The sequence below is a fragment of the Psychromarinibacter sediminicola genome (assembly GCF_029168335.1).
GTDB lineage: Bacteria > Pseudomonadota > Alphaproteobacteria > Rhodobacterales > Rhodobacteraceae > Psychromarinibacter > Psychromarinibacter sediminicola.
Window position 1 is genome coordinate 1 of record NZ_JARGYC010000070.1, and the last position, 22,951, is coordinate 22,951.

At 66.5% G+C, this 22,951-nt stretch carries 21 protein-coding genes; 18 read left to right on the plus strand and 3 right to left on the minus strand.

All coding sequences use genetic code 11. The features are described from left to right. Positions 1-117: 117 nt before the first annotated feature. Positions 118-891, minus strand: coding sequence for a hypothetical protein (locus tag P1J78_RS19780; protein ID WP_275569120.1), 774 nt, complete (start codon positions 889-891; stop codon positions 118-120). A gap of 49 nt (positions 892-940) precedes the next feature. Beyond that, positions 941-2,089 carry a tyrosine-type recombinase/integrase gene (locus tag P1J78_RS19785; protein WP_275569121.1) on the minus strand — a complete coding sequence of 383 codons (1,149 nt, stop codon included), beginning with the start codon at positions 2,087-2,089 and terminating at the stop codon, positions 941-943. A gap of 632 nt (positions 2,090-2,721) precedes the next feature. On the opposite strand from P1J78_RS19785, the gene P1J78_RS19790 reads away from it, so the two are divergent. Genes P1J78_RS19790 through P1J78_RS19820 form a run of 7 tightly spaced genes read left to right on the plus strand, consistent with a single transcriptional unit; the run spans position 2,722 to position 10,519 of the window. Next, entirely contained in the window at positions 2,722-3,402 is a 681-nt protein-coding gene (locus P1J78_RS19790; RefSeq protein ID WP_275569122.1) for a GntR family transcriptional regulator, read from the plus strand. Continuing rightward, positions 3,399-4,991, plus strand: a complete 1,593-nt coding sequence (locus P1J78_RS19795) for a gamma-glutamyltransferase family protein (protein WP_275569123.1) — start codon at positions 3,399-3,401, stop codon at positions 4,989-4,991. The genes P1J78_RS19790 and P1J78_RS19795 overlap by 4 nt, the downstream gene beginning before the upstream one ends. Position 4,992: 1 nt before the next feature. Further along, a complete protein-coding gene (locus tag P1J78_RS19800; protein WP_275569124.1) occupies positions 4,993-5,505 on the plus strand; it encodes a TRAP transporter small permease subunit in 513 nt (170 codons plus the stop codon). Further along, positions 5,502-7,058, plus strand: coding sequence for a TRAP transporter large permease (locus tag P1J78_RS19805; RefSeq protein ID WP_275569125.1), 1,557 nt, complete (start codon positions 5,502-5,504; stop codon positions 7,056-7,058). The genes P1J78_RS19800 and P1J78_RS19805 overlap by 4 nt, the downstream gene beginning before the upstream one ends. A gap of 29 nt (positions 7,059-7,087) precedes the next feature. Beyond that, the gene (locus P1J78_RS19810; protein WP_275569126.1) at positions 7,088-8,167 is read left to right on the plus strand and encodes a TRAP transporter substrate-binding protein; all 1,080 of its coding nucleotides are present in this window, start codon (positions 7,088-7,090) and stop codon (positions 8,165-8,167) included. 57 nt (positions 8,168-8,224) lie between these two features. After that, positions 8,225-9,046 (plus strand): sulfite exporter TauE/SafE family protein, encoded by an 822-nt coding sequence (locus P1J78_RS19815; protein ID WP_275569127.1) that lies wholly within the window; start codon positions 8,225-8,227, stop codon positions 9,044-9,046. 15 nt (positions 9,047-9,061) lie between these two features. After that, on the plus strand, positions 9,062-10,519 hold the full coding sequence (locus P1J78_RS19820; RefSeq protein WP_275569128.1) for an amidase: 1,458 nt from the start codon (positions 9,062-9,064) through the stop codon (positions 10,517-10,519). 128 nt (positions 10,520-10,647) lie between these two features. On the opposite strand, the gene P1J78_RS19825 is transcribed toward P1J78_RS19820, so the two are convergent. Continuing rightward, a complete protein-coding gene (locus tag P1J78_RS19825) occupies positions 10,648-11,592 on the minus strand; it encodes a tripartite tricarboxylate transporter substrate binding protein (RefSeq protein ID WP_275569129.1) in 945 nt (314 codons plus the stop codon). A 150-nt stretch (positions 11,593-11,742) separates the two neighbouring features. Here P1J78_RS19825 and P1J78_RS19830 point away from each other — a divergent pair, with 150 nt between their 5' ends. From P1J78_RS19830 to P1J78_RS19880, 11 genes are all read left to right on the plus strand, one after another. Beyond that, positions 11,743-12,513, plus strand: coding sequence for an IclR family transcriptional regulator (locus P1J78_RS19830; RefSeq protein WP_275569130.1), 771 nt, complete (start codon positions 11,743-11,745; stop codon positions 12,511-12,513). Between the two features lie 47 nt (positions 12,514-12,560). Beyond that, positions 12,561-13,847, plus strand: coding sequence for an aspartate aminotransferase family protein (locus tag P1J78_RS19835; RefSeq protein ID WP_275569131.1), 1,287 nt, complete (start codon positions 12,561-12,563; stop codon positions 13,845-13,847). After that, the gene (locus P1J78_RS19840; protein WP_275569132.1) at positions 13,844-14,794 is read left to right on the plus strand and encodes a phosphotransferase enzyme family protein; all 951 of its coding nucleotides are present in this window, start codon (positions 13,844-13,846) and stop codon (positions 14,792-14,794) included. Before P1J78_RS19835 ends, P1J78_RS19840 begins: the two co-directional genes overlap by 4 nt. After that, complete coding sequence (locus tag P1J78_RS19845; protein WP_275569133.1) at positions 14,791-15,576, plus strand: SDR family NAD(P)-dependent oxidoreductase; 786 nt, start codon at positions 14,791-14,793, stop codon at positions 15,574-15,576. The genes P1J78_RS19840 and P1J78_RS19845 overlap by 4 nt, the downstream gene beginning before the upstream one ends. A gap of 646 nt (positions 15,577-16,222) precedes the next feature. After that, on the plus strand, positions 16,223-16,957 hold the full coding sequence (locus P1J78_RS19850; protein WP_275569134.1) for a GntR family transcriptional regulator: 735 nt from the start codon (positions 16,223-16,225) through the stop codon (positions 16,955-16,957). A 22-nt stretch (positions 16,958-16,979) separates the two neighbouring features. Beyond that, positions 16,980-18,386, plus strand: a complete 1,407-nt coding sequence (gene ligM / locus P1J78_RS19855; protein WP_275569135.1) for a vanillate/3-O-methylgallate O-demethylase — start codon at positions 16,980-16,982, stop codon at positions 18,384-18,386. Positions 18,387-18,482: 96 nt separating this feature from the next. Beyond that, positions 18,483-19,463, plus strand: a complete 981-nt coding sequence (locus P1J78_RS19860; protein ID WP_275569136.1) for a TRAP transporter substrate-binding protein — start codon at positions 18,483-18,485, stop codon at positions 19,461-19,463. A gap of 6 nt (positions 19,464-19,469) precedes the next feature. Beyond that, positions 19,470-19,979 (plus strand): TRAP transporter small permease, encoded by a 510-nt coding sequence (locus P1J78_RS19865; protein WP_275569137.1) that lies wholly within the window; start codon positions 19,470-19,472, stop codon positions 19,977-19,979. Next, positions 19,976-21,280 carry a TRAP transporter large permease gene (locus P1J78_RS19870; RefSeq protein ID WP_275569138.1) on the plus strand — a complete coding sequence of 435 codons (1,305 nt, stop codon included), beginning with the start codon at positions 19,976-19,978 and terminating at the stop codon, positions 21,278-21,280. Before P1J78_RS19865 ends, P1J78_RS19870 begins: the two co-directional genes overlap by 4 nt. Positions 21,281-21,297: 17 nt before the next feature. Continuing rightward, positions 21,298-22,209 (plus strand): methylenetetrahydrofolate reductase, encoded by a 912-nt coding sequence (locus tag P1J78_RS19875; RefSeq protein WP_275569139.1) that lies wholly within the window; start codon positions 21,298-21,300, stop codon positions 22,207-22,209. Between the two features lie 28 nt (positions 22,210-22,237). Beyond that, positions 22,238-22,819 carry a VOC family protein gene (locus P1J78_RS19880; protein ID WP_275569140.1) on the plus strand — a complete coding sequence of 194 codons (582 nt, stop codon included), beginning with the start codon at positions 22,238-22,240 and terminating at the stop codon, positions 22,817-22,819. The last annotated feature ends 132 nt before the right edge of the window (positions 22,820-22,951 follow it).

The following is a 22,951-nucleotide window of genomic DNA, read 5'->3' on the forward strand; positions in this document are numbered from 1 at the left end:
TCGGCGAACTCATCGACTGCTTCACGCACCAGGAATGCGAAAACTACTTCGCCGCCTGCGGATACGATGCAGATTGATCGGAAAACGCTCTAATCCCGTTTCGCCGCGTGACACTGTTTATTTCGTGGGGTGGCTTGGGTGTCTCTGCATTATCTCGGAAATGGGGGTGCCCTTGTAGCCGCCCTCCTTTGTGACGAGCTTTGCATGCTCGTCCATGCTTTTATCGCTTAGTCCGGGCAGGCCGTCGACAAATAAGTTCAGGAACGTCTTGAATGACTTTCTGTTCCCCGGTTTAGGTTGCTCGCCAGCAAAATTAAGATAAATATCTGCTGCATTAATGGTCGCGATATCGCGTAAAATTTGTGGCGGACGCTTTCTGCCTTTTGGCATTTCGTAACCCCGCAACTTCAGATAGGTATCTGCATGAAGCTGTCGCAAACCCTCGTAGCGCTTTATTTGCTTTTTCATACCGACCACGGACATTTCAAGCGGTGTGGTAATGCACTCTGAGAAGTAAAACTCTCTAGCGCCGTCTGGCACTTTCTTGATTTTTTGCAGGGCAGCACGCGCGCTCTTCTCGGCTTGCCCGAGAGATTCAATCGCTACTTGCAGCTCTCCTAAACCAATTACACCTCCAGAAGCGGCTAATTCATAGAGACCTGCTATGCGAAAGAATAGCTCTTCTCCTTCAGGTTTGAGGAAGGTCTCCTTCGGGATTGCTATTTTCCCGTCTATTAGCCATTCTACAGCCGAGATTTGTGGGGAATTCCAGATGTCAAAGACAATTCCTGCGTCGTGCAGGAGTTCCAGGGTTTCGGCCACTCTGGGCGTGATTTCCCAGTGCCAACCATAGATTTCCCATTTATATTGTGGCATTAAATAATACATCATACTGCACTCTGTCTGTTAGCGGCGGGTGATCGGGCGAACAACCGCCATATCAGCTTGTCCCTTTTGCATATCGTCCCCAAGCGCTCATCAACTGCCGCCGGCGCTGAAAGAGGTCCGAGCGGGCATAGGCGCGCTCGACCTTGCTACCGAAGGAATGGGCCAAGGCTGCCTCTGCCACTTCTCGATCCGCTTTCGCGTGTTCGCCGCACCAGTCTCTGAACGTGGAGCGGAAGCCGTGCGCCGTGAGATTCTGATAACCCATGCGGTCCATCAGAGCCTTGAACACTGTGTCAGATAGCGGACGTTCGCTCTTGCTGCCGCGTGTGGCCGAGGGGAAGATTAGGTCATCGCCGATGCCCTGAACGCTTTCGAGGATGGACAAGGCCTCGGCGCTCAATGGGATTTTGTGCTCCTTTCCGGTCTTCATGCGGTCCGCCGGTATCGTCCACGTCTTGCCATCTATCTCCGACCACCGAGCTCCGCGCAGCTCTCTTGAGCGGGTTGCAGTCAGGATTAAGAACGCGAGAGCTCGCGCCGAAACCGCTTCTCGCCGGGAAAGCTCGCCCATGAATTTTGGCAACTCCCGCCACGGCAATGCAGCCATATGGATTGGCGCGGAGCGCACCGAGGGCAGAGCCTTTTCCAATCCGGTTAGGGGATTCTCGGCGGCGTAGTGACCGGCACCTTTTGCCCAGTCAAACACAGAGGCCATCCGCTGCTTGATACGCTTGGCTGTGTCGTTTTTCTCTGTCCAAATCGGCGACAAGACGGACAGCACGTCCGATGGACCAAGCGTGTTGATCGGTCTCTCGCCAATGATCGGGAAGGCATAGTGCTCAAGAGATGCCAGCCACCGCTGACCGTGACCTGCACTCCGCCATGTCGGAAGCAGTCCAGCATGTACGCGACGTGCCGCGTCCTCGAATGTCAGTACGAGCTTTCTGCGCTCTGTTCTCGGATCACCGCCGTTGCGCGCGACCTTGCGGAGCTTGGCGCACTCCTCCCGAGCCTCTTCCAGGCTGGTGTAGGTATGGCCGCCCAGGCCAAGGTCTGTCTGTTTCCCGTGGATCGTGAGGCGGGCTACCCATTGCTTGGCTCCGGACGGCGACACCACGAGAAAAAGACAGTTGCCGTCAGCGTACCGCCCAGGCGCCGTCAGCTTGTTGGTCTTCGAAACGGTGAGTTTGCCCTTAGGCACGGTAGCCTCTTACTAGATACCATGATTCCTACCATGAATATCAGGGTAGCTCTAGAGGGCCGTGAGAAAAGATGTGAAAGGAGAGGCGCATTAACATGTTGATAAAAAATGTCTGTTTGAAGCGTCGTGCCACAGTGGGAAAGACTATCTGTTAGCCTCCTCCGCTACCATCAATTGCCTGTACTGTCCTGAGATTGAGGGAACAGGTGTTCCCGAGACATGGGTGACACATGCTTGCCCGGCGGTCTGTCTAAGGCCGGCAGAAGTCTTGGTTCCAGACCGATATATCCGGACCGCATCCCGTGACAGGTGCGTGTCTGGTCGTCTTGCGCTGAACGCAGATGCGGCCGCGGAACCTGACCGACGACGTCGTCTTGTGAAACCGGCCGCCACCTCCGACACGGGGGCTTTTCTCCACAAGCCGCTGCGGCGCAGGGACGAGCCGACGGCGGCGCCGTCGTACCGGTTGGTACTCATGCCGGCGCGCCCTGACACCGGGCGGACATCATCCGTTCTGCCCGCGCCCGTCCCGGCCGCAACCGGGCGGACCGACAAAGCCGGCAAAAATTGTATGCAAAAATTCTTTACAGAATACGATCCGGCGATCTAGCGTATCGGGAACAGGAGACCAGATGCCCCATACGCTTCGCCAGAAAATCGCCGACCTCGTCCTGAAGGGGGAACTGAAACCCGGAGATCGGCTCGACGAGCACTCCCTTGCCGCCCGGTTCGGCGTGTCCCGCACGCCCGTCCGCGAGGCGATCCGCCAGCTCGGGGCCTCGGGCCTGATCGAGATCCGGCCGCGCCGGTCGGCGGTTGTGCGCAGCTTCGACCGCGCCGAGCTGAGCGAGGCGTTCGAGGCGATGGGCGAGATCGAGGCGCTGTGCGCCGCCCGCGCGGCGGTGCGTATGAACGAGGCCGAGCGCCTGCGCCTGCGCGCCCTGATCGCGACCTCGGAAGATATCAGCGCGCGCACCGACCGTTCCGCCGCGCTGGAGATGGATTTCGAATTCCACGGCCTGCTCCACGACGGGGCGCGCAACTGGATGCTGAAGACGGTGGCCGAGGAAACCCGGCTGAAGATCACGCCCTACAGCGCCGCGCTCTTCACGATGGAGAGCTACAACGCCGATCTCGAACGGCCGCACCGGCAGCATGCCGATATCGCCGAGGCGGTCCTGGCGGGGGATGCCGAGCGGGCGAGCACGCTGATGCGCGAGCATATCGCCCAGGTGCTGATCTCGCTCCAGAAGTTCTTCGACGACACCGCCGCGCGGTCCGACGCCCCCAAGGTGAAAGGCGACAACCGATGAGCCATGCCTACCAGGGACCGGGGCGCGCCCCGATGTTCGCGACAGAGGCGATGTGCGCGACCTCGCATCCCGCCGGCGCCCGTGCCGCGATGGATACCCTTGCACGCGGCGGAAACGCCGTGGACGCGGCGGTGGCCGGGGCCGTGGTCCTGGGCATTTGCGAACCGGCGATGACCGGTCTGGGCGGCGACGTCTTTGCGCTGATCCACGATGCCGCGACCGGCGAAAGCCGCGGTCTGAACGGCTCGGGCCGCGCGCCCGCCGCGCTGCACGCCGGGGATCTGCGCGCGCAGGGGATGTCGGCCGTCTCGCCCGACTCGGTGTATTCCGTCACCGTGCCGGGGGCCGTCGATGCCTTCGACCGGCTGGTCGGCGAGGCGGGAAAGCTCGACCTGGCGACCGTGCTCGCCCCGGCGATCCACTATGCCGAGGCCGGCGTCCCGGTTCATCGCAGGACCGCCATCGACGGCGCGACGTTCGAGACCCGGCTGAAGGGCGCCGCACGCCGGCATTTCCTCAAGGACGGGCGCAGCCATCGCGAGGGCGAGGTCTATGCCGCGCCGGCGCAGGCCGAAGCGCTCCGGCTGATCGCGCGGGACGGTGCGTCGGCGTTCTACGACGGCCCCATCATGGAGGACATGCTCGCCACGCTGCGGGCCGAGGGCGGCCTGCACACGGCCGAGGATTTCGCCGCGACGCAGGCGTCCCCGGTCACGCCGATCCGGCGCGCGTATCGCGGTCACGACCTCGTCGAGCTGCCGCCGAACGGGCAGGGGGCGACCGCGCTTCTGATCACCGCGCTGCTGGAACGGTTCGACATCGGTGCCCTCGACCCCAACGGCGCCACGCGCATCCACCTCGAAGCCGAGGCAACGCGGCTGGCCTATGCGGCGCGGAACCGTTTCGTGGGCGATCCGGGGCAGGGCGCCCTCGACCTCGACGGGATGCTCTCGGACGCGGCGATCGACGAGATGGCCGCCCGGATCGACCCGAAGCGGGCCGGCACGGTCGTGCAGCCGCGCGCCGAGGCTCTCCACAAGGATACGATCTACATCACCGTGGTCGACCGCGACGGGCTGTGCGTCTCGCTGATCTACTCGATCTTCTGGCCCTACGGCTCCGGCTTCGCCTCCGAGCGGTTCGGCATTCCGCTGCACAATCGCGGCGCGGGCTTCACGCTGGAAGAGGGGCATGTCAACGAGCTCGCGGGCGGCAAGCGCCCGTTGCACACGCTGCTCCCGGGGCTGCTGGAGCGGCCCGGCGACTATGCCATGCCGTTCGGCGTCATGGGCGGGCCCTACCAGGCGACGGGCCATGCCCATTTCGTGTCGAACCTCGTCGACTTCGGCATGGACATCCAGGCGGCCATCGACGCGCCCCGGAGCTTCTTCGACATCGCCACCGGAAAGCTCGACCTGGAAAGCACCATCGACGATGCCGTTGCCGCGGACCTCGCCGATATGGGGCATGCCGTGACCCGCGCGCCGATCGGGATGGGCGGCGCCCAGGCCATTCGCCGCGACGTGGCCACCGGGCTGCTGACGGGCGGGAGCGACCCGCGCAAAGACGGACTGGCACTGGGGGCATGACATGACGATCCTGCGCACGCTCCGTCGGTCGGGTGCCAGCCTCGCAGCCGTGCTTCGCGGATGCGCCGCCGCCGCCGTGATCTCGCTGCTGCTCGCGCAGATCGTGATCGTCGCTCTGCGCTACGTCTTTTCCACCGGCGCACCCTGGGCGACGGACCTGCTGACCTACCTGTTCTTCTTCATCGTCTCGCTGCCGCTGGCGGGCGTTCTCATGCGCAACGAAAGCGTGCGCGTGGACGTGTTCAGCCAGCGCTTCTCGCGCAGGACGCGCCGGGTGATCGACCGCTTCGCGCTGCTGGGCCTGCTGTTCCCGGCGATGGCCTGGGCCGCCTGGAATTCGGTGCCCATGGTGTGGACCTCGTGGCGGGTTCTGGAAAGCTCGCCGACGCTGGGCGGCCTGCCCGGCTATTTCATCCTGAAGACGGTGACGGCCCTGGTCTTCGTCACGCTTGCCGTGATCGCGCTGATCCTCGGGCTGAGACCCAGCCCCTACCGGGAAGACGAGGAAACATGAGCGGCGCGCTGCTTGCCCTGCTGGGGGCCCTGCTTCTGGCCGGCATTCTGTCCGGCGCGCCGGTCTCCTTCGTCCTGATCGGGATGCCCACGCTGATCGCGTTCTTCGGGGCCGCTCTCGGCGTGTTCGATCTGGGGTTTCTTGCCGCGTTCCCCTCGCGCGCCTTCGGCATCCTGACCAACAGCGTGTTCCTGTCGGTGCCGCTCTTCGTGCTGATGGGCGGGCTTCTGGAGCGCTCCGACATCGCCAAGCGCATGATGCTGACGGCGGGCGCCCTGTTCGGCGACCGCGAAGGGGGCATGGCCTATGCCGTGGTGATCGTCGGCGCGCTTCTCGCCGCCTCGACCGGGGTGATCGGCGCGACGATCTTCATGCTGGGCATGATCGCGATGCCGGCGATGCTGTCGGCCGGCTACTCCAAGTCGCTGGCCTCCGGGGTGATCTGCGCCTCCGGCTCGCTCGGCCAGATCATCCCGCCCTCGATCCTGCTGATCCTGCTGACCGACCAGATCTCGTCGGCCTACCAGGCCGGGCGCCGCGCGGCGGGCGAATGGGCCGTCGAGCCGGTTTCGGTCGGCGATCTCTTCGCGGGCGCGTTCGTGCCCGGCCTGCTGCTGGTCCTGCTGTACATGGTCAGCATCTTCGTGACCTCCCTGCGCCGGCCCGAATCCTGCCCGCCCGTCGTGGACCGCGACGCCGAGGGCAACAAGGTGCGCCCCGATCTGCGCGAGATCTTCAGCAGCCTGGTGCTGCCGCTTCTGCTGATCGTGATCGTGCTGGGGTCGATCCTCGGCGGTGTCGCGACGGCGACCGAAAGCGCGGCGCTCGGGGCGGCCGGGGCGCTGGTGATGACCGCGATGGACCGCGAGGGCGTGCCGCGCTGGCGGCTGGCGCTGATGCTCTCGGTTCTGCCGGCGGCCATCGTGCTGGTCATCGTCAAGCTCGTCGGCGGCGCGCAGGCCTCGCCGCTTGCCGGCGGCGTCGGGGTCGTTGCGCTGGTGACGCTGTGCCTGGGGACGCTCAGCGCGCTCGTGCAGGAGCTGCGGCGCGGCGGCATGTGGAAGGTCGCCGTCGATACCGCCGGCATCGTGTCGATGCTCACGCTGATCGTGCTGGGCGCGACCATGCTGTCGCTGGTGTTCCGCGGTCTGCACGGCGAGGAGATGGTCGAGACCTTCCTGCACGGCCTGCCGGGCGGCAACATGACGGCGGTGCTCTTCGTGATGGCGGTGGTCTTCGTGCTCGGCTTCGTGATCGAGTATGTCGAGATCATCTTCATCGTGGTGCCGATCGCCGGCCCGCCGCTGATGGCCGCCGGCGTCGACCCGGTGTGGTTCGCCATTCTCATCAGCCTCAACCTTCAGATCAGCTTCCTCACACCACCCTTCGGCTACGCGCTGTTCTACTTCCGGCGCGTCGCCCCGCCCGAGGTGAGGACGATCGACATCTACAAGGGGATCCTGCCGTTCATCCTCTTGCAGATGGTCGCGTTGGCCATCGTCATCATGGTCCCCGGCCTGGCGACCTGGCTGCCCGACGCGATCTATCACTGAACGGCGCAACCAACAGGGATGAAAACAGAATGAAAAGGCGAGCCTTCATCACAGCCGCAACGGTCGCTCCGGCGGCCCTCGCGACGCCGACCATCGTGCGCGCCCAGCCGCAGCACAACTGGAAACTGGTGACCTCCTTGCCCCGTGGCCTGCCCGGCCCGGGCGTCTCGGCCCAGCGCTGGGCCGACCGCATCACGCAGATCTCCGAAGGCGCGATCCGCGTCGAGGTGTTCGGCGCGGGCGAGCTTGTCGCCCCCTTCGCGACGCAGGAAGCGGTCGAGAGCGGCACGGCCGAGGCCTATCACGGCTCCGGCTCGTGGTTCTCGGGCCGCAACATCGCGCATGCCTTCTTCACGGCTGCGCCCTATGGCCTGACCTTCGACGAGATGCATGCCTGGATGTATTACGGCGGCGGGCAGGAGCTGCTCGACGAGTTCACCAATCCGCGCGGTCTCAAGGTCTTCATCGGCGGCGGGTCCGGCCTGCAGACGGCGGGCTGGTTCAAGAACGAGATCACCTCGCTCGAAGACCTCCAGGGGCTGAACTTCCGGGCCGCCGGTCTTTACGGCGAGGTGCTGCGCAAGCTGGGCGTGAACCCGACCTCGATTCCGCCGGGCGACATCTTCGCCTCGCTTCAGGCGGGCACGCTCGACGGCGCCGAATGGGTCGGTCCGTCCAACGACCTCGCCTTCGGGCTGCAGAACGTGGCGAGCTACATGTATGCGCCGTCGCCGGTCGAGATCTATGGCGGCATCGAGTTCGGGATCGGGATGGAGCCCTGGAACGCGCTGACGGACTCGCAGCGCGTCATGGTCGAGGCGGTGACCGAGGCCGAGGCGAACCGGTCCTCCGCCGACACGCTGCACGCGCATCTGCAGGCCTACGAGAAGCTGCGCAACATGCCCGACCTGACGATCGACACATTCCCCGACGAGGTCTGGACGGCGATCCGGAGCGCCGCCGAGGAAGTGATCGAGGAGGTCAAGCAGACCAGCGACTTCCACCGGCGTTTCGTCGATGCCTATTACGCCTATGTCGGGCAGGCCGTCGAGTACAAGCGGTATTACGACACCGGCTTCCTGGTGCAACGTCAGAACTTCTTTGGCTGACCGAGGGGGCCGGCCCGCTCCTGAGCGGGTCGGCCCCAGCCGACGCATTTCACCTGCATGACGGCCGATCCGATCATCCTGTCGCAACTGATCGTTCTGACGCTGCTGGTCGGCGCCTTCGCCGGCGTGCTGGCGGGGCTGCTCGGCGTCGGCGGCGGCATCGTGCTGGTCCCCGCCTTCTATTACGGGTTCTCGATCCTGGGCTACGGGAGCGATGCGCTCATGCAGATCTGCATCGCGACATCGCTGGCCACCATCGTCGTGACGTCGGCCCGCTCGCTGCACGCCCATAACAGGCGCGGCGCCGTCGAATGGGCGATCCTGAAGACCTGGGCCCCGGGCATCCTGATCGGCGCGGCCGTGGCCGTGCTCGTGGCCGCGGCGCTTCGCTCGGAGACTTTGCAGGCGATCTTTGCGGCTTTCGCCTTGCTCATCGGGCTCTACATGACCTTCGGGCGGTCGCGGTGGCAGATCGCGCCCGAGATGCCGGGCGGGATCGTGCGGGCGGTCGCCTCTCCGGTCATCGGGTTCCTGTCCGTGCTCATGGGGATCGGCGGCGGCTCGTTCGGCGTTCCGTTCATGACGCTGCACGGCGTCGCGATCCACCGCGCGGTGGCGACGGCGGCGGGGTTCGGCCTGCTGATCGCCCTGCCCGCGGTGGTCGGCTTCGCCTTCGTCCCGGTCGAGGTGCATCCGCCCTATTCCCTCGGGGCGATCAACATCCCCACCTTCTTCATCATCGTTTCGATGACGCTGCTCACCGCACCGCTGGGCGCGCGGCTGGCCCATGCGCTGCAACCCGGCCGGCTGAAACGGGTTTTCGGTGCGTTCCTCATCCTCGTCGCGCTCAACATGATGCGCCAGGCGCTGGGCTACTGATCTGGGAGAGACCTAATGACCACCGGCACGCCCCCCAATTCGGGCCCCTATTCCGGCCCCGAGCTTTGCGCCCTGAGCGCGGTCGAGGCCGTCGACCTTCTGCGCCGCGGCGCCGTCTCCTCCGCCGAGCTGATCGCGGCGGCCGAGACCCGGCATGCCGAAACCGACCCGGCGATCAACGCCATGCCGACCCCGTGTTTCGACCGGGCTCGCGCGGCGGCGGACCGGCTGGAGGCGCCCGCGGAGCCGCGCGGCGCCCTGCGCGGCCTGCCGGTGGGCATCAAGGATCTCAGCGCGGTGGCCGGCGTGCGCTGCACCTGGGGCACGCCGGCGCTGGCCGATTACGTGCCCGCGGAGTCCGATCCGCTGGTCGAGTTGATCGAGCGGCGCGGCGGTGTCGTCCTCGGCAAGACCAACACGCCGGAATTCGGCGCGGGCGCCAACACCTTCAACGCGATCTTCGGGGCGACGCGCAATCCGTGGGACACCCGGCTGAACCCCGCCGGGTCGTCCGGCGGCGCCGCGGCGCAGCTCGCGGTGGGGCAGGCCTGGCTCAGCCACGGCTCGGACCATGGTGGCAGCCTGCGGACGCCGGCCGCCTATTGCGGGGTGGTCGGGCTGCGGCCCAGCCCCGGCCTCGTCGCCGGCGGCCCGGCGCAGGCGGGCTATATCACCGAAGGTGTACAGGGGCCGATGGCGCGGTCGGTGACCGATTGCGCGCTGTTTCTGGATGCGATGACCGGGTTCGATCCGCGCTATCCGCTGTCCTTCCCCCGCGATCCGACCCCCTATCAGGAGGCCGTCGCCCGGGCGGAGCCGAACGGCCTGCGCATCGGCTATATGCCCGACATGTCCGGGGAAAGCGCCGTCGACCCCGACGTCCGCGAACACCTTGGCACGGCCATGGACAGGATGGCGCGCGCCGGCGCATCGGTCGACGCGGTCACGCCCGACCTGTCGGGCATGCGCCTGGCCTATTACGTGCAGCGCGGCCTCCTCTGGGCCACCTTGATGCGCGATATCGACCCGAATGTGCGGGCCGGGTTCAAGCCCACTCTCGAGCAAAACGTGCAGGACGGCCTAAGCCTGAGCATGGACGACATCGTCGACGCGCAGCTCATCCGCTCGCGCCTTTACGACGAATTGCAGACCGTGTTCGCGCGGGTCGATGTGCTGGCCTGCCCGGTCGTCGGCTGCATGCCGCATCCGGTCGAGGAGGAATGGGTGCGCCGGATCGAGGGCCGCGACCTCGAGTTCTACATGGACTGGCTCGACTGCGCGTTCCTCGCCACCGCCGTGGGCCTGCCCGCGATGTCGGTGCCGGTCGGGCGGAACGCGGCCGGCCTTCCCGTGGGGCTGCAGCTGATCGGTAAACCGCGCGGCGAGGCGGGTCTTCTGGCGGCGGCGCGGGCGGTGGAACAGGTCTTCGGCGGGCCGATGCCGGTCTTCGACCCCGTGGTGCGGCACGACTGACAGGCCGGCGGGGCGGGACGTCGTCCCTCGCGCCTGTCCTTGGCCGCCAAAGAAAGGCCCCGCACCAGAGGCGCGGGGCTCATGTTCATGTCGCCAGACGCGCCGGGGGTGCCCCGGCGCAAGCGCGATCACTCCGCCAGAAGCGCCTCGATCTCGGCCAGCGTCTTCGCGTCGGCCTCGATCTGGGCCACCGTCGCCTCGGGGCCGCGCCAATAGATCACGGCGCCGGTCTCGTCGGCGATCTCCTGGGCCTTTTCCGACTCGATCACCGTCTTGGCGACCTCGGCGATCTTCTCGCGCACGTCGGCCGGCGTGTCCTTGTGGACGAACAGGCCGTTCCACAGGCTCGCGGAGAGCTCGGGCGTCAATTCCTTGATCGTCGGGACGTCCGGCGTCAGCGGAATCCGCGAGTCGCCGATGGTGGCAAGGATGTTCACCTCGTCGATGCAGGGCAGGACCGACTGCAGGTTCGTGTTGATCACGTCCGCATCGCCCGAGGCGAGCGTGTTGCAGTCGAGCGCGTCGAAGGCGGTGTCGGAATCATAGGCGAAGTCGTTCAGCTTGGCATGGGCCAGCGTCACCTGGGTGGGGATCAGGAAGGACCCGAAATGGCCGAGCGCGACCGGGTTGTCCTGCGCGTACTCCGCCAGGCCCTCCATGTCGCTATAGGGCTGGCTCGCCGAGGACGCGATCACGAAGGGATAGGTCAGGAAGGAGCCGATCGGCTCGAACGGGTTCGGGTCGAGCGCGGGAATCCCGACCAGCGGGCCGACCACGGGAATGTCGATCACGAAGGAGCCGACAGTGTAGCCGTCCGGGTCCGCCTTCGCGACTTCGGCCGCGCCCGGGAACGGGCCGCCGCCGCCGCCGGGTTTGTTGACGACCGCCGCCGGCACGCCATAGGTCTCCTGGAATTCCTCCGCGATCAGGCGCGTGTAGATGTCCTCCAGGTCGCCCGGCGGGAACGGGACGACGAATTCGACAGGCTGCTCCGGGTATTCGGCTTGCGCTGCGAAAGGCAGCGCCGCGGCGGTCAGCGCGACAGCGCCGGCTTTCAGGACGGTTGAGGTCATGGGAACTCCTTGTTGGTCTCGCGCATTCATGGTCCTGCGCATGGGTGTTTCATTATTCGATACCGTGTGCGCAAAAAATATTGATCCCGTCGGGCGAAGCTGTCAACACTAAGCTGCGCGACCGGTCGACCACCCAAACGGAGCCGTCTCTTGGGCACGATCACCAAGGCCCTGTCCCTGCTCAATCATTTCTCGTCCGATCGCGCTGAAATCGGGCTGGCGAATTTCGTGCGGCTGTCCGGCGGCGACAAGGCGACCGTGCGGCGGCACCTCGTGGAGCTCGCGGAGAACGGTTTTCTCGAACAGAACCCCGAGACCCGGAAATACCGGCTCGGCCCGGCGATTCTCCGGCTCGCGGCGGTGCGCGAGCGGAGCTTTCCGATGCGCAGCGTGCTCGGCCCCGTGGTCGACGCCATGGCGGCGTCGCTGGGGGAGCTGGTCCATGCCGCGCTGTTGCAGGGCGACGTGATGTCGACGGTCTATTACGCCGATCCCAAGGTCCACGGCACCCGGGTCATCTTCGACGAGTCCGAGATGCTGCCGCTGCATGCCACCGCGTCGGGCCTCGCGATACTGGCCTTCGGACCGGAGGACGCCACCGACTACGCCATTGCGCAGGACCGGCAATCCTTTGCGCCGAACACCGTGGTCGCGAAGTCGGACCTGCTTCACCTCGTGCGCCAGACCCGGGCGCAGGGCTACAGCTATGCCGACCAGTATTTCACCAGCGAGATCCAGTCCTACGGCATGCCCTTCTTCGGGCTGGACGGTGTGGCCATCGGCACCATCGCCGTGCCGGTGCCCAAGGCCCGCATGACCGACGCGCTGCGTCGGCAGATCATAGAGGAACTGCGCCGCGGCTGCGCCGCCGTGACCCGCTCGCTCGGCGGCGCGATCCCCCCGGATTTTCCACTCACCTAGCCCCGCCGCTGGCGCGAGGGCCCGACGAACCGACGGAGACGAACCCGATGACCCGCACCAAGTCCGATCTGATCGCCGACCGCAAACGGCTGTTGGGGCCGAACGTGGCGACCTTCTACGACGATCCCGTCCATATCGTGAAAGGCGAAGGGGTCTGGCTGTGGGATGCCGACGGGCGCAAGTATCTCGACTGCTACAACAACGTGCCGGTCGTCGGTCACTGCAACGCCCGCGTGGTCGATGCCATCGCCCGCCAGTCGGCGACGCTGAACACCCACACCCGCTATCTGCACGACGGCATCCTCGATTACGCCGAGGCGCTGACGGACACGCTGGACGACAGCCTGAACACCGCGCTTCTGACCTGCACCGGGTCCGAGGCCAACGACGTGGCGCTGCGCATGGCCGAGGCGGTGACCGGCAAGCGCGGCATCATCGCGACGGACGCCACATATCACGGCAACACCGCGCTGGTCAGCCAGCTGAGCAAGTCGAATGTCCCCACCGTCGGCTTCGGGCTGGACCAGTATTTCCGCTTCGTGGACGCGCCCGACAGCTATCGCAACCCCGACCCGGACGGCACGAAATTCGCCGCGGCCGTGGCCGAGCAGATCGCGGCGCACGAGGCGTCCGGCACCGGCTTCGCCGCGCTGGTGGTCTGTCCCTACTTCCTCAACGAAGGCTTTCCGAACCATCCCGACGGCTGGCTGAAGCCGACCGCAAAGGTGGTGCGCGACGCGGGCGGTTTCCTGATCTGCGACGAGGTCCAGTCGGGCTTCGGCCGCACCGGCACGCATCTCTGGGCGCACGAGAAGATGGGCGTGGTTCCTGATGTCCTGACCCTGGGCAAGCCGATGGCCAACGGGCACCCGGTGGGCGGCCTGGTGACAAGTGCCGAGACGATGGCGGCCTTTCGCTCCGGCTATCGCTACTTCAACACCTTCGGCGGCAACCCGGTCAGCAGCGCCGCCGCCCTCGCCGTGCTGCGCGAGATCCAGGAGCGCGATCTCGTCGAGAACGCCCGCGTCGTCGGAGAGCACGCCCAGGCGCGGTTGCGCGATCTGATGGCCAAATACGACGTCATCGGCGACGTCCGGGGCTCGGGCCTGATCTTCGGCGCCGAGATGGTGACGGACCGGGCCACGAAAGAGCCCGCAAGCGCCTATACCGACCGGGTCATCAACGCGATGCGGCAGGAGGGCTTCATCCTGTCCAAGCTCGGCCGCCACAAGAACGCGCTGAAGATCCGGCCGCCGCTGGTCTTCTCGGTCGACAATGCCGACATGCTGTTCGACGGCCTCGATACCGTGCTGCGGGACACGCCGCGGGAATGAACGATACGGTGGAAAAGGCGCTCCGTCTCTGGGGCATGGACGGTGCCGAGCACCGGGTCTTCGCGGCGCGCGAGAATGTGGTGCACAAGGTCCGGCATGAAGGGGCGGCCTATGCCCTGCGGCTGCATCGGGCCGGATATCGCAGCGACGACGAACTGGTTTCGGAGCTGGAGATGATGGAGGCGGCGCGGCAGGCCGGTCTGCATGTCCCCGCGCCCGTCGTTTCGGAACGGGGCAATGTCGCCGAGACGGTCGACGACGTGCAGGTCGACATGCTCAGCTGGCTTGACGGGGCGCCGGTGGGCAAGTCGGGCGAGCCGCTCGCCCCGTCGTGCGGCCCGGCGCTCTTTCGCTCGATCGGGGGCGAAGTGGCGCGCCTGCACGCGGCGATGGACGACTGGACGCCGCCGCCGCAGTTCTCCCGCTGCGCCTGGGACCATGACGGGCTTCTGGGCGAGGCGCCGGTCTGGGGCCGGTTCTGGGAGAACCCGACGCTGAACCCGGCGGATCGCGAGCTTTTCGTGCGGTTGCGCGATGTGGCGGGGGCCGACCTCGCCGCTCTTGCGCCGGGTCTGGATTACGGGCTCATCCACGCGGATCTCGTGCGCGAGAACGTCATCCTGGAGGGCGAGAGGGTGCAGCTGATCGACTTCGACGACGCGGGCTTCGGCTTCCGCCTGTTCGACATCGCAACGACGCTTCTCAAGAATATCGACGAACCGGCCTACGCGGATCTGAAGTCCGGGCTGCTCGCCGGATACCACGCGGTACGTCCGCTCGATGTCGCTGCGCTGGACCTGTTCCTCGCCCTGCGCTCGGCGACCTATGTCGGCTGGATCGCGTCGAAGTTGAACGAGGAGGGCGCCGCCGCCCGCAACGACCGCTTCGTCGCCCGGACGCGGTGGCTGGCGCAAGGCTATCTGGCACGAAAGGGAGCGACCGCATGACCCGCTATGCAGGAAAGACCGCGATCATCACCGGTGCGGGCACCGGCATCGGCGCGGCCATCGCCGAGAGGTTCGCCGAGGAGGGCGGCAATGTCATCCTGACCGGACGCCGCGCAGCGCCCCTGGACGCGGTGGCCGCGCGCACCGGCGGCGTCGCCGTGGCGGGGGATGCCTCTGACGGGGCGCATATGTCCGGGCTCGTCGACCTTGCCCGCGACCGTTTCGGCGGTCTCGACGTCATGGTCTGCAATGCCGGCGGTTTCGGCTTCGGCACCCTCACGGAAACCGGCGAGGAGGACTGGAGCAATGCCGTTCAGGCCAATCTGACCACCGCCTACGCCTCCGCCCGCGCGGCCCTCCCGGCCCTGACGGAACGGCGCGGCAACGTTCTGATGATGGCCTCCATCGCGGGGCTCGCCGCCGGCCCCGAGGCCTGCGGCTATGTCACGATGAAACACGGGCTTCTCGGCCTGGCCAAGTCCATCGCCCGCGATTTCGGCCCGCAGGGCGTGCGCTGCAACGCCATCTGCCCCGGCTGGGTGCGCACCGAGATGGCGGATATGGAAATGGCGGAGCTCATGGAGCGCAAGGGCCTGGCCACGGTGGACGAGGCCTATGCGCTGGTCACGCGCGACGTGCCGCTCCGACAGCCCGCCGACGGCGCGGACGTGGCCGCCGCCGCGGCGTTCCTGTGCTCGGACGAGGCCAGGATGATCACCGGCAGTATCCTGACCGTGGATGGCGGGGCGATCATCGTGGACGTCCCGACGCTGGCGTTCTGAAACGCAGGGCCGGTCGCGCAACGTATCGCGTGACGCGCGGTCTATGGCGGGTGTGCGGCGGGTGCACCGCCCCTCCGCGATCCTCTCCCGTGTCGACGGCGCGCCGACGCGGCCGCAACCTTTGCGGGTGTCGCCGCGCGCGACTCAGCGGTGTGGTACGGGCCACGTCGTTTTCGCCACCTTCTAAAGCAGCAGAAACAGCAGCCCGACTGCCGCCACGATCACGACCAGAACCTCTCCGCGCATGAAGGCGGGTTTTCTGGTAAAGCAGTTCCCACATGCGGCGCCGAAGAAGCGCATTCTATGTCCGCAATCCGAGCATCTGAAAAGCCGCAACGCCATGAGCGTCCCTCAAAAATGTGAAGTCGGTTAAGCTATACGCCAACACTATGTCACCTCCTAGCTCATAAGTTAAGAAATCGCGCCGCGAAAGACCGACTCTGCGCGCCGTTCTGCCGAGCGGTGCCGGCCAGCGACTCCCGCATGCCGCGAATTGCGGCAAACTGTTTCCCGTCGGCCGACGCCGGGCTGTCCCGATCGGCTGAGGGTATACAAAATCCCCGGAAATCCGCACAGATCGCCAGCTGCGATATCATTTGACGAAAAACTGTATACAGAATATCTTCAGGCGGCAGATGGAGGAGCCATGTCCACGACCGATCGGCCGTCGCAATACGAAAAAGCGCTGCGCGGGTTGCGCACCCTGATTCTGAACGGCCAGTTCGAGGCCAACACGCGGCTGGCCGAGACCGCGCTGGCCGAGCGCCTGGGAATATCGCGCACGCCGCTGCGGCAGGCGATGGACCGGCTTGTCGAAGAAGGGTTGCTGGAGCGGGCCGAGACCGGGCGCTGCAGCGTCGCCAGCTTCACCATGGACGACATTATCGACGCGGTCGAACTGCGCGGCGTGATCGAGGGCACGGCCGCCCGGCTGGCCGCCGAGCGGGGGGTAGAGCCCGCGCTCATCGAGGAATGCCGCGAGGTGCTGGCCAAGCTCGACCGGGCAACCGCCCACGCGGGTGCAATCGATTTCCGCGCCTATGTGCCGCTCAACCTCCGGTTTCACGCGCTGATCGCCGAGATGTGCGCCTCGCGCATCGTGCAGCGCGAGATCGAGCGCGCCAACCGCCTGCCGCTCGCCTCGCCCAGCGCCTTCCTGCAGGGCCAGGAGGTGGCGCAGGACTTCCTCGACACGCTGCCGCGCGCGCAGGAACAGCATCGCAGCCTGCTCGACGCCATCGTCGCCCGCGAGGGCGCCCGGGCCGAGGCGCTCGCCCGCGAACACGCGCGTCTCGCACGCCACAACCTCGCCCTTGCGCTGGAGGCCGGCCCGCGGCTGGCCGACCGGGTGCCGGGGCTGCAACTCGTCTCGAACCATTAACCCTTTGGGAGGAACCTGAAAAATGCCAAGCCTGTCCGACGTGATCGCGCAACACAAGAACCCGGTGGAGATGCTGCGCAACTCCAAGATCGGGATGTATGTCTACCCGGTCGTCGCGCCGGAATTCAGCAACTGGCGCGACGAACAGCGCGCCTGGCGCGAAAGCGCCGTGCTGTTCGACCAGTCGCACCACATGGACGAGTTGATCGTCGAGGGCCCGGACGCCGAGGCGTTCCTGGCGCATGTCGGCATCAACGGCTTTTCCAACTTCGACCTGAACCGCGCCAAGCACTTCGTGCCGGTCACCCCGGCGGGCCATGTCATCGGCGACATGATCATCTTCCGCGAGCGCGCGGACAAGTTCATCCTCGTCGGCCGCGCGCCCACCGCCAACTGGACGAAGTTCCAGGCCGCCATCGGCAAATGGAAGGTCCGGCTGATCCACGACCCGCGCTCGCCCTCGCGCCCCGACGGCGAGCGGGTGCTGCGCACGCATTACCGCTTCCAGATCCAGGGGCCCGATGCGCCCAAGATCTTCGAGGTGATGAACGGCGGCCCGGTGCCGGACATCAAGTTCTTCCACGTCGACTGGATCAAGATCGGGTCGAAGGACGTGCAGGCGCTGCGCCACGGCATGTCCGGCGCGCCGGGGCTGGAGGTCTGGGGCCCCTATGCCGACAAGCACTACGTGCAGTCGGTCATCCTGGAATCCGCGAAGAAGGCCGGCGTCGACCTCGTGCAGTGCGGGGCGCGGGCCTATTCGACCAACACGCTGGAATCCGGCTGGATTCCCAGCCCGCTGCCCGGCATCTACACCGGCGACGGGATGATGCAGGAATACCGCGACTACCTGGGCGCCGACAGCTACGAGGCGGTCGGCTCGATCGGCGGCAGCTATGTCAGCGACAACATCGAGGACTACTACGTCAACCCGTTCGAGCTGGGCTACGGCTTCTATATCGGCTGGAAGAAGGACGACTTCGTCGGCAAGGACGCGCTGACCAGGCTGAAGGACGCCAAGAACCGCAAGAAGGTCACCTTCGAGTGGAACAAGGACGACGTGCTGAAGGTCATCGCCAGCGGCTTCGAGGACGGCACACCCTATAAGTGGATCGACTTCCCGCAGCCGAACTATGCCAGCAGCAGCGCCGACATGGTGATGCAGGGCGACAAGATGGTCGGCATGTCGATGTTCAACGGCTTTTCCTTCAACGAGCGCTGCATGCTGTCGCTCGGCGTGGTCGACGACAGCGTCGAGGTCGGCGACGTGCTGACCCTGAAATGGGGCGAGCCCGACGACACCGGCAAGACCTCGACCGAGACCCACAAGCAGGCCGAGATCCGCGTGCGCGTGTCGCCGACGCCGTATTCCCGCGAAGCCCGCGAAAGCTACGCGGCCGACAGCTGGCGGACCAAGGCGGCCGAGTAACATCGAAATCAGTTGGAGCGGGGCGCAGCCGCGGCTAGGCTGAGTCCCGTGACGTCGAAGGCCCGGAAAAGGGCGGACATAACGGGAGGATAACGGATGAAGATCGACAAGTTCATTACCGCTGCGGCCACGGCCGCGACGCTGGCGGCGGCGCCCGTGACGGCGCAGGAGCTGAAGTTCGCGAACTTCACGCCGCCGTTCCACACGGTGAACGAAAGCGTGATCCAGAAGCTCGACGCCGAGCTGTCGGCCGCCACCGACGGCGAGCTGACCGTGCGCGGCTATCACGGCGGCGAACTGGGCGCCGGCCCGGTCGAGCAGTACGTGCGCGCCGTGCAGGGCGCGGCGGACATCACCTGGGGCCTGCCGGGCTATACCTCGTCGCAGTTCAAGAAGACGATGATCGCCGAGCTGCCGGGCGCCATCCCCGACGAGAAGCGGGGCTACGAGGCGCTCTGGGCCGCTTTCGACAGCGACCTGTCCGACGAGTTCCCGGGCACCAAGACGCTGGCGCTCTGGACGTCGGAGCCCAACGTCATGATCATGAATGACGCGGAAATTCGCACGCCCGAGGATCTGGAGGGGCTGAAGGTTCGCGTCGCCGGCGCCACCGCCGCCGACGTCGCCACCGCGCTGGGCGCGACGCCGGTGCAGATGCCGATCACCGAGGTCTACAACGCGATGCAGACCGGCCTGATCGACGGCGTCATCACCGGGGCCTCGACCCTGTCGGACTTCAAGCTGAACGAGGTGGCGACCCACATCACCACCGGCGCGCCGCTGGGCCGGCTGACCTTCTATGCGGTGATGAACCAGGGGGTGTATGACGGGCTCGACGCCGAGAAGAAGGCCGCGGTGGACGAGGCCATCGGCGTCCCGCTGTCGAAGAGCGCCGAGGACGCCTGGTACGCCGCCGCCGGCAAGGCGCTGGACGCCGCACGCGAGAACCCGGATATCGAGGTGATCGACCTGTCCGAAGACGAGGCGCAGGCCTTCGCCGACGCCGTGTCCGAGGTGGTGAACACCTATGTCGAGAACGTCGGCGGCGAGGACGCCCTCGCCGCGATGCGCGAGTAGGCGTTCATGCACCTGATGCGAAAGCTGGCGGACGGGCTGATCAGCCTGTCCGCCTTTCTGGGCACGCTGGGGCTTCTGACGGAGCTCGTGATCATCCTGGTCGACGTGATCGGCCGGGCCTTCGGCGCGCCCCTCTACGGGTCGCAGGACATCACCACGATGGCGATGGTGATCCTTGTCTTCGGCGCGATGGCGCTGTGTGACCGGCGCGGCGGGCATATCTCCGTCGACCTGCTGGAGAACCGGTTTCCAGGCGTCCTGAACCGCATCATCGACGTCACGGCCGCGCTGATCGGCGCCGTGATCTTCTTCGGCCTCGCCTGGGCGGTGAACGAGAGCGCCAAGATCTCGGTGATGCTGAACCTCTCGACCAACCTGATCGAGCTGCCGAAGGCGTGGTTCCAGTACGCGCTGTCGGTCTTCGCCGTGATCACCGGGCTGGCCATGGTGCTGCGCGCGGCCGAGCTGACCGTATCGGGCCGCGACGTCCGCAAGGAAGGACCCTCCGACGCATGAGCGCCGCCGCAACCGGTTTCCTGGGCATCCTCGCCCTGTTCGTCCTGCTCGCGCTGCGTATCCCCGTGGCCTTCGCCATGTTCGTCGTGGGGTTCCTGGGGATTGCCGCGCTGAACGGGATGAAGGCGGCCACCTCGCTTTTGGCCTCCGAGGCGTTCACGCTGGGCTCGTCCTACGAGCTGGTGGTGATCCCGCTGTTCATCCTGATGGGGAACATCGCGTCGGTCACCGGCATGAGCCGCCAGCTCTACGATGCGGCCTATGCCGTGATCGGGCAGTTCCGCGGCGGGCTGGCCTCGGCGACCGTCATCGGCTGCGGCGGCTTCGCGGCGCTGTCGGGGTCGTCGGTGGCCTCGGCGCTCACGATGGGCCGGGTCTCGCTGGCGCAGATGGACCGGTTCGACTATGACACCCGGCTGTCCACCGGCGTCGTCGCGGCCGGCGGCACGCTGGGCATCCTGATCCCGCCGTCGACCGGTTTCGTCATCTACGCCATCCTGACCGAACAGAGCATCGGCCGTCTGTTCCTGGCCGGCGTGCTGCCGGGCCTCGTGCTGTTGTCGCTTTTTCTGTTCACCGTCGCGCTGATCTGCTGGCTGCGCCCGTCCCGCGGCCCGGCCGGGCCGAAGACGACGCTGGCGGAGAAGACCCGCGCCATGGCCGGGGCGCTGCCGATCCTGGCGGTCATCGTGCTGACCATCGGCGGCATCTACGGCGGCCTATTCTCGCCCACCGAGGCGGCGGCCGTGGGCGCCGGCGCCGTCATTCTGATCGGCTTTGCCATGCGCGCGCTGCCGCTGTCGGCGCTGTGGAAGGCCAGCCGCGACTCGATCTCGACCACCGCGACGGTCATGCTGATCCTGATCGCGGCGCATATGATCAACCCGTTCCTCGCGCTCAGCCATATCCCCTCGGCCGTGGGCGATTTCCTGCAGGCGCTGAACCTGCCGGTGCTGGGCGTTCTGGCGATCATCCTTCTCGTTTACCTGATCTTGGGATGTTTCCTCGAAGGCTTCGCCATGCTGGTGCTGACGCTGCCGATCTTCTTCCCGGTCGTGACCGAGCTGGGCGTCGACCCGATCTGGTTCGGCGTGCTGGTCGTGCTGACGCTGGAGATGGGGCTGATCTCGCCGCCCGTCGGGATCAATGTGTTCATCGTGAAATCGGTGGCGCCCAACGCCTCGCTGGCGACGATCTTCCGCGGCGTGCTGCCGTTCTGGCTGGCGATGCTGGCGACGCTGGCGATCCTCGTGGCGTTCCCGCAGATCACCCTATTTCTCCCCGAGACGATGATCGACTGACCGAGAAGGAGACCCGCATGTCCATCCTGAAATTCGGCAAGACCGGCGGCGACCTGTCCACGTTGCTCGACGGGTTCTCGATCGAGGTGATGCCGCGCACGGCGGCCAAGGTCGGCAGTTTCCGGGATATCCTGCCCGCCGGCACACGTGTCTACATCGCCCATATCGACGGCACTCCGATCGACGACATGGTGGCCACCGCCGCGCGGCTTCGGGCCGAGGGGTTCGATCCGATGCCGCATCTGCCGGCCCGGATCATCCGCGACCGGGCGATGCTGGAGGACTGGATCGCGCGCTATGCGGGCGAGGCCGGGGTCGACCAGGCGCTGGTGCTGGCCGGCGGGGTGACCGAGCCGGCGGGCGACTATCACAGCTCGATGCAGCTCTTGGAGACGGGGCTGTTCGACAAGGCCGGCTTCACCCGGCTGCACGTGGCGGGGCATCCCGAGGGGAACCGCGACATCGACCCCGACGGCTCCACCCGGCTGGTCGACGAGGCGGCGGCGTGGAAGCAGGCTTTCGCGGAACGGACGGATGCGCGGATGGCGATGGTCACCCAGTTCGCCTTCGAGGCGCGGCCGATCCTCGACTGGGCGGCGCGGCTGGAGACCGCGGGCGTGCACCTGCCGATCCATCTCGGCATCGCGGGGCCGGCGAAGCTGCAGACGATGATCCGGTTCGCGGTGGCCTGCGGCGTGGGCCCGTCGATCCGGGTGCTGCAGCGGCGGGCGAAGGACGTGACCAAGCTGTTGAAGCCCTACGAGCCGACTGAGCTGCTGCGCGAGCTGGCCGAGCACAAGCGGATGCATCCGGGCGGGCCGATCGAGGCGATCCATGTCTTCCCGCTGGGTGGCATTCAGGCGTCGGCGGAGTATCTTGAGCGGCACATGGGTCAGCCGAACGGAGGGGCGGTCTCGGCCCGGACCTGAGAGAGGGAGGGGCGGCATGGCCGACGAATTGCGAAAAATCCAGGCGCAGGGGGTCCATCACATCACGCTGATGGGGGCCGACCGGCAGACCAGCATCGACTTCTGGGAGGGGGTGCTGGGGATGCCCTTCATCTTCGACCAGCCGAACCTGGACGACCCGAACCAGGGGCATCTCTATTTCGACCCGGGCGACGGGCGGCTGATCACGATCTTCACCAGCGAGGACCGCAAGCCCGACCCGGCGCGGACGCCGACGGATGTGGGCTGCGTCCATCACATCGCCTTCAATGTCAGCATGGCGAGCTTCCGGCAGGTCGAAAAGCGGCTGGAGGCGCGGGGGATCGCGCATAGCGGGCCGAAGGATCGCGGCTTCATGGATTCGATCTATTTCAAGGATCCGCTGGGGCTGTTGATCGAGCTGGCCTGCTACCGCTTCGAGCCGCCGGAAGGGTGCCGGCATGCCGACGTGATGATCGAGGCGCATCGGATCCGGGTGGCGCGGGGCGACTACAATATCCAGGAGGAACACCTGGCGGACGCGATCGAGCTTCTGGTGGCGCGGGGGCAGCAGTCGCTGTCGGAGGATCGCGGGGCGCGGAACCCGTATTGAGGAAGTGTCCGAGGTTGGACAGGGGTGCAAGGTATTGATGTTGTTGTAGTTAGCGGTAACTGCTTGGGCTCGGACAGGGGCTCGGACAGGGGCTCTGGACGGTTGTTTCGGACCGCTGCGCGGTCCGATCCG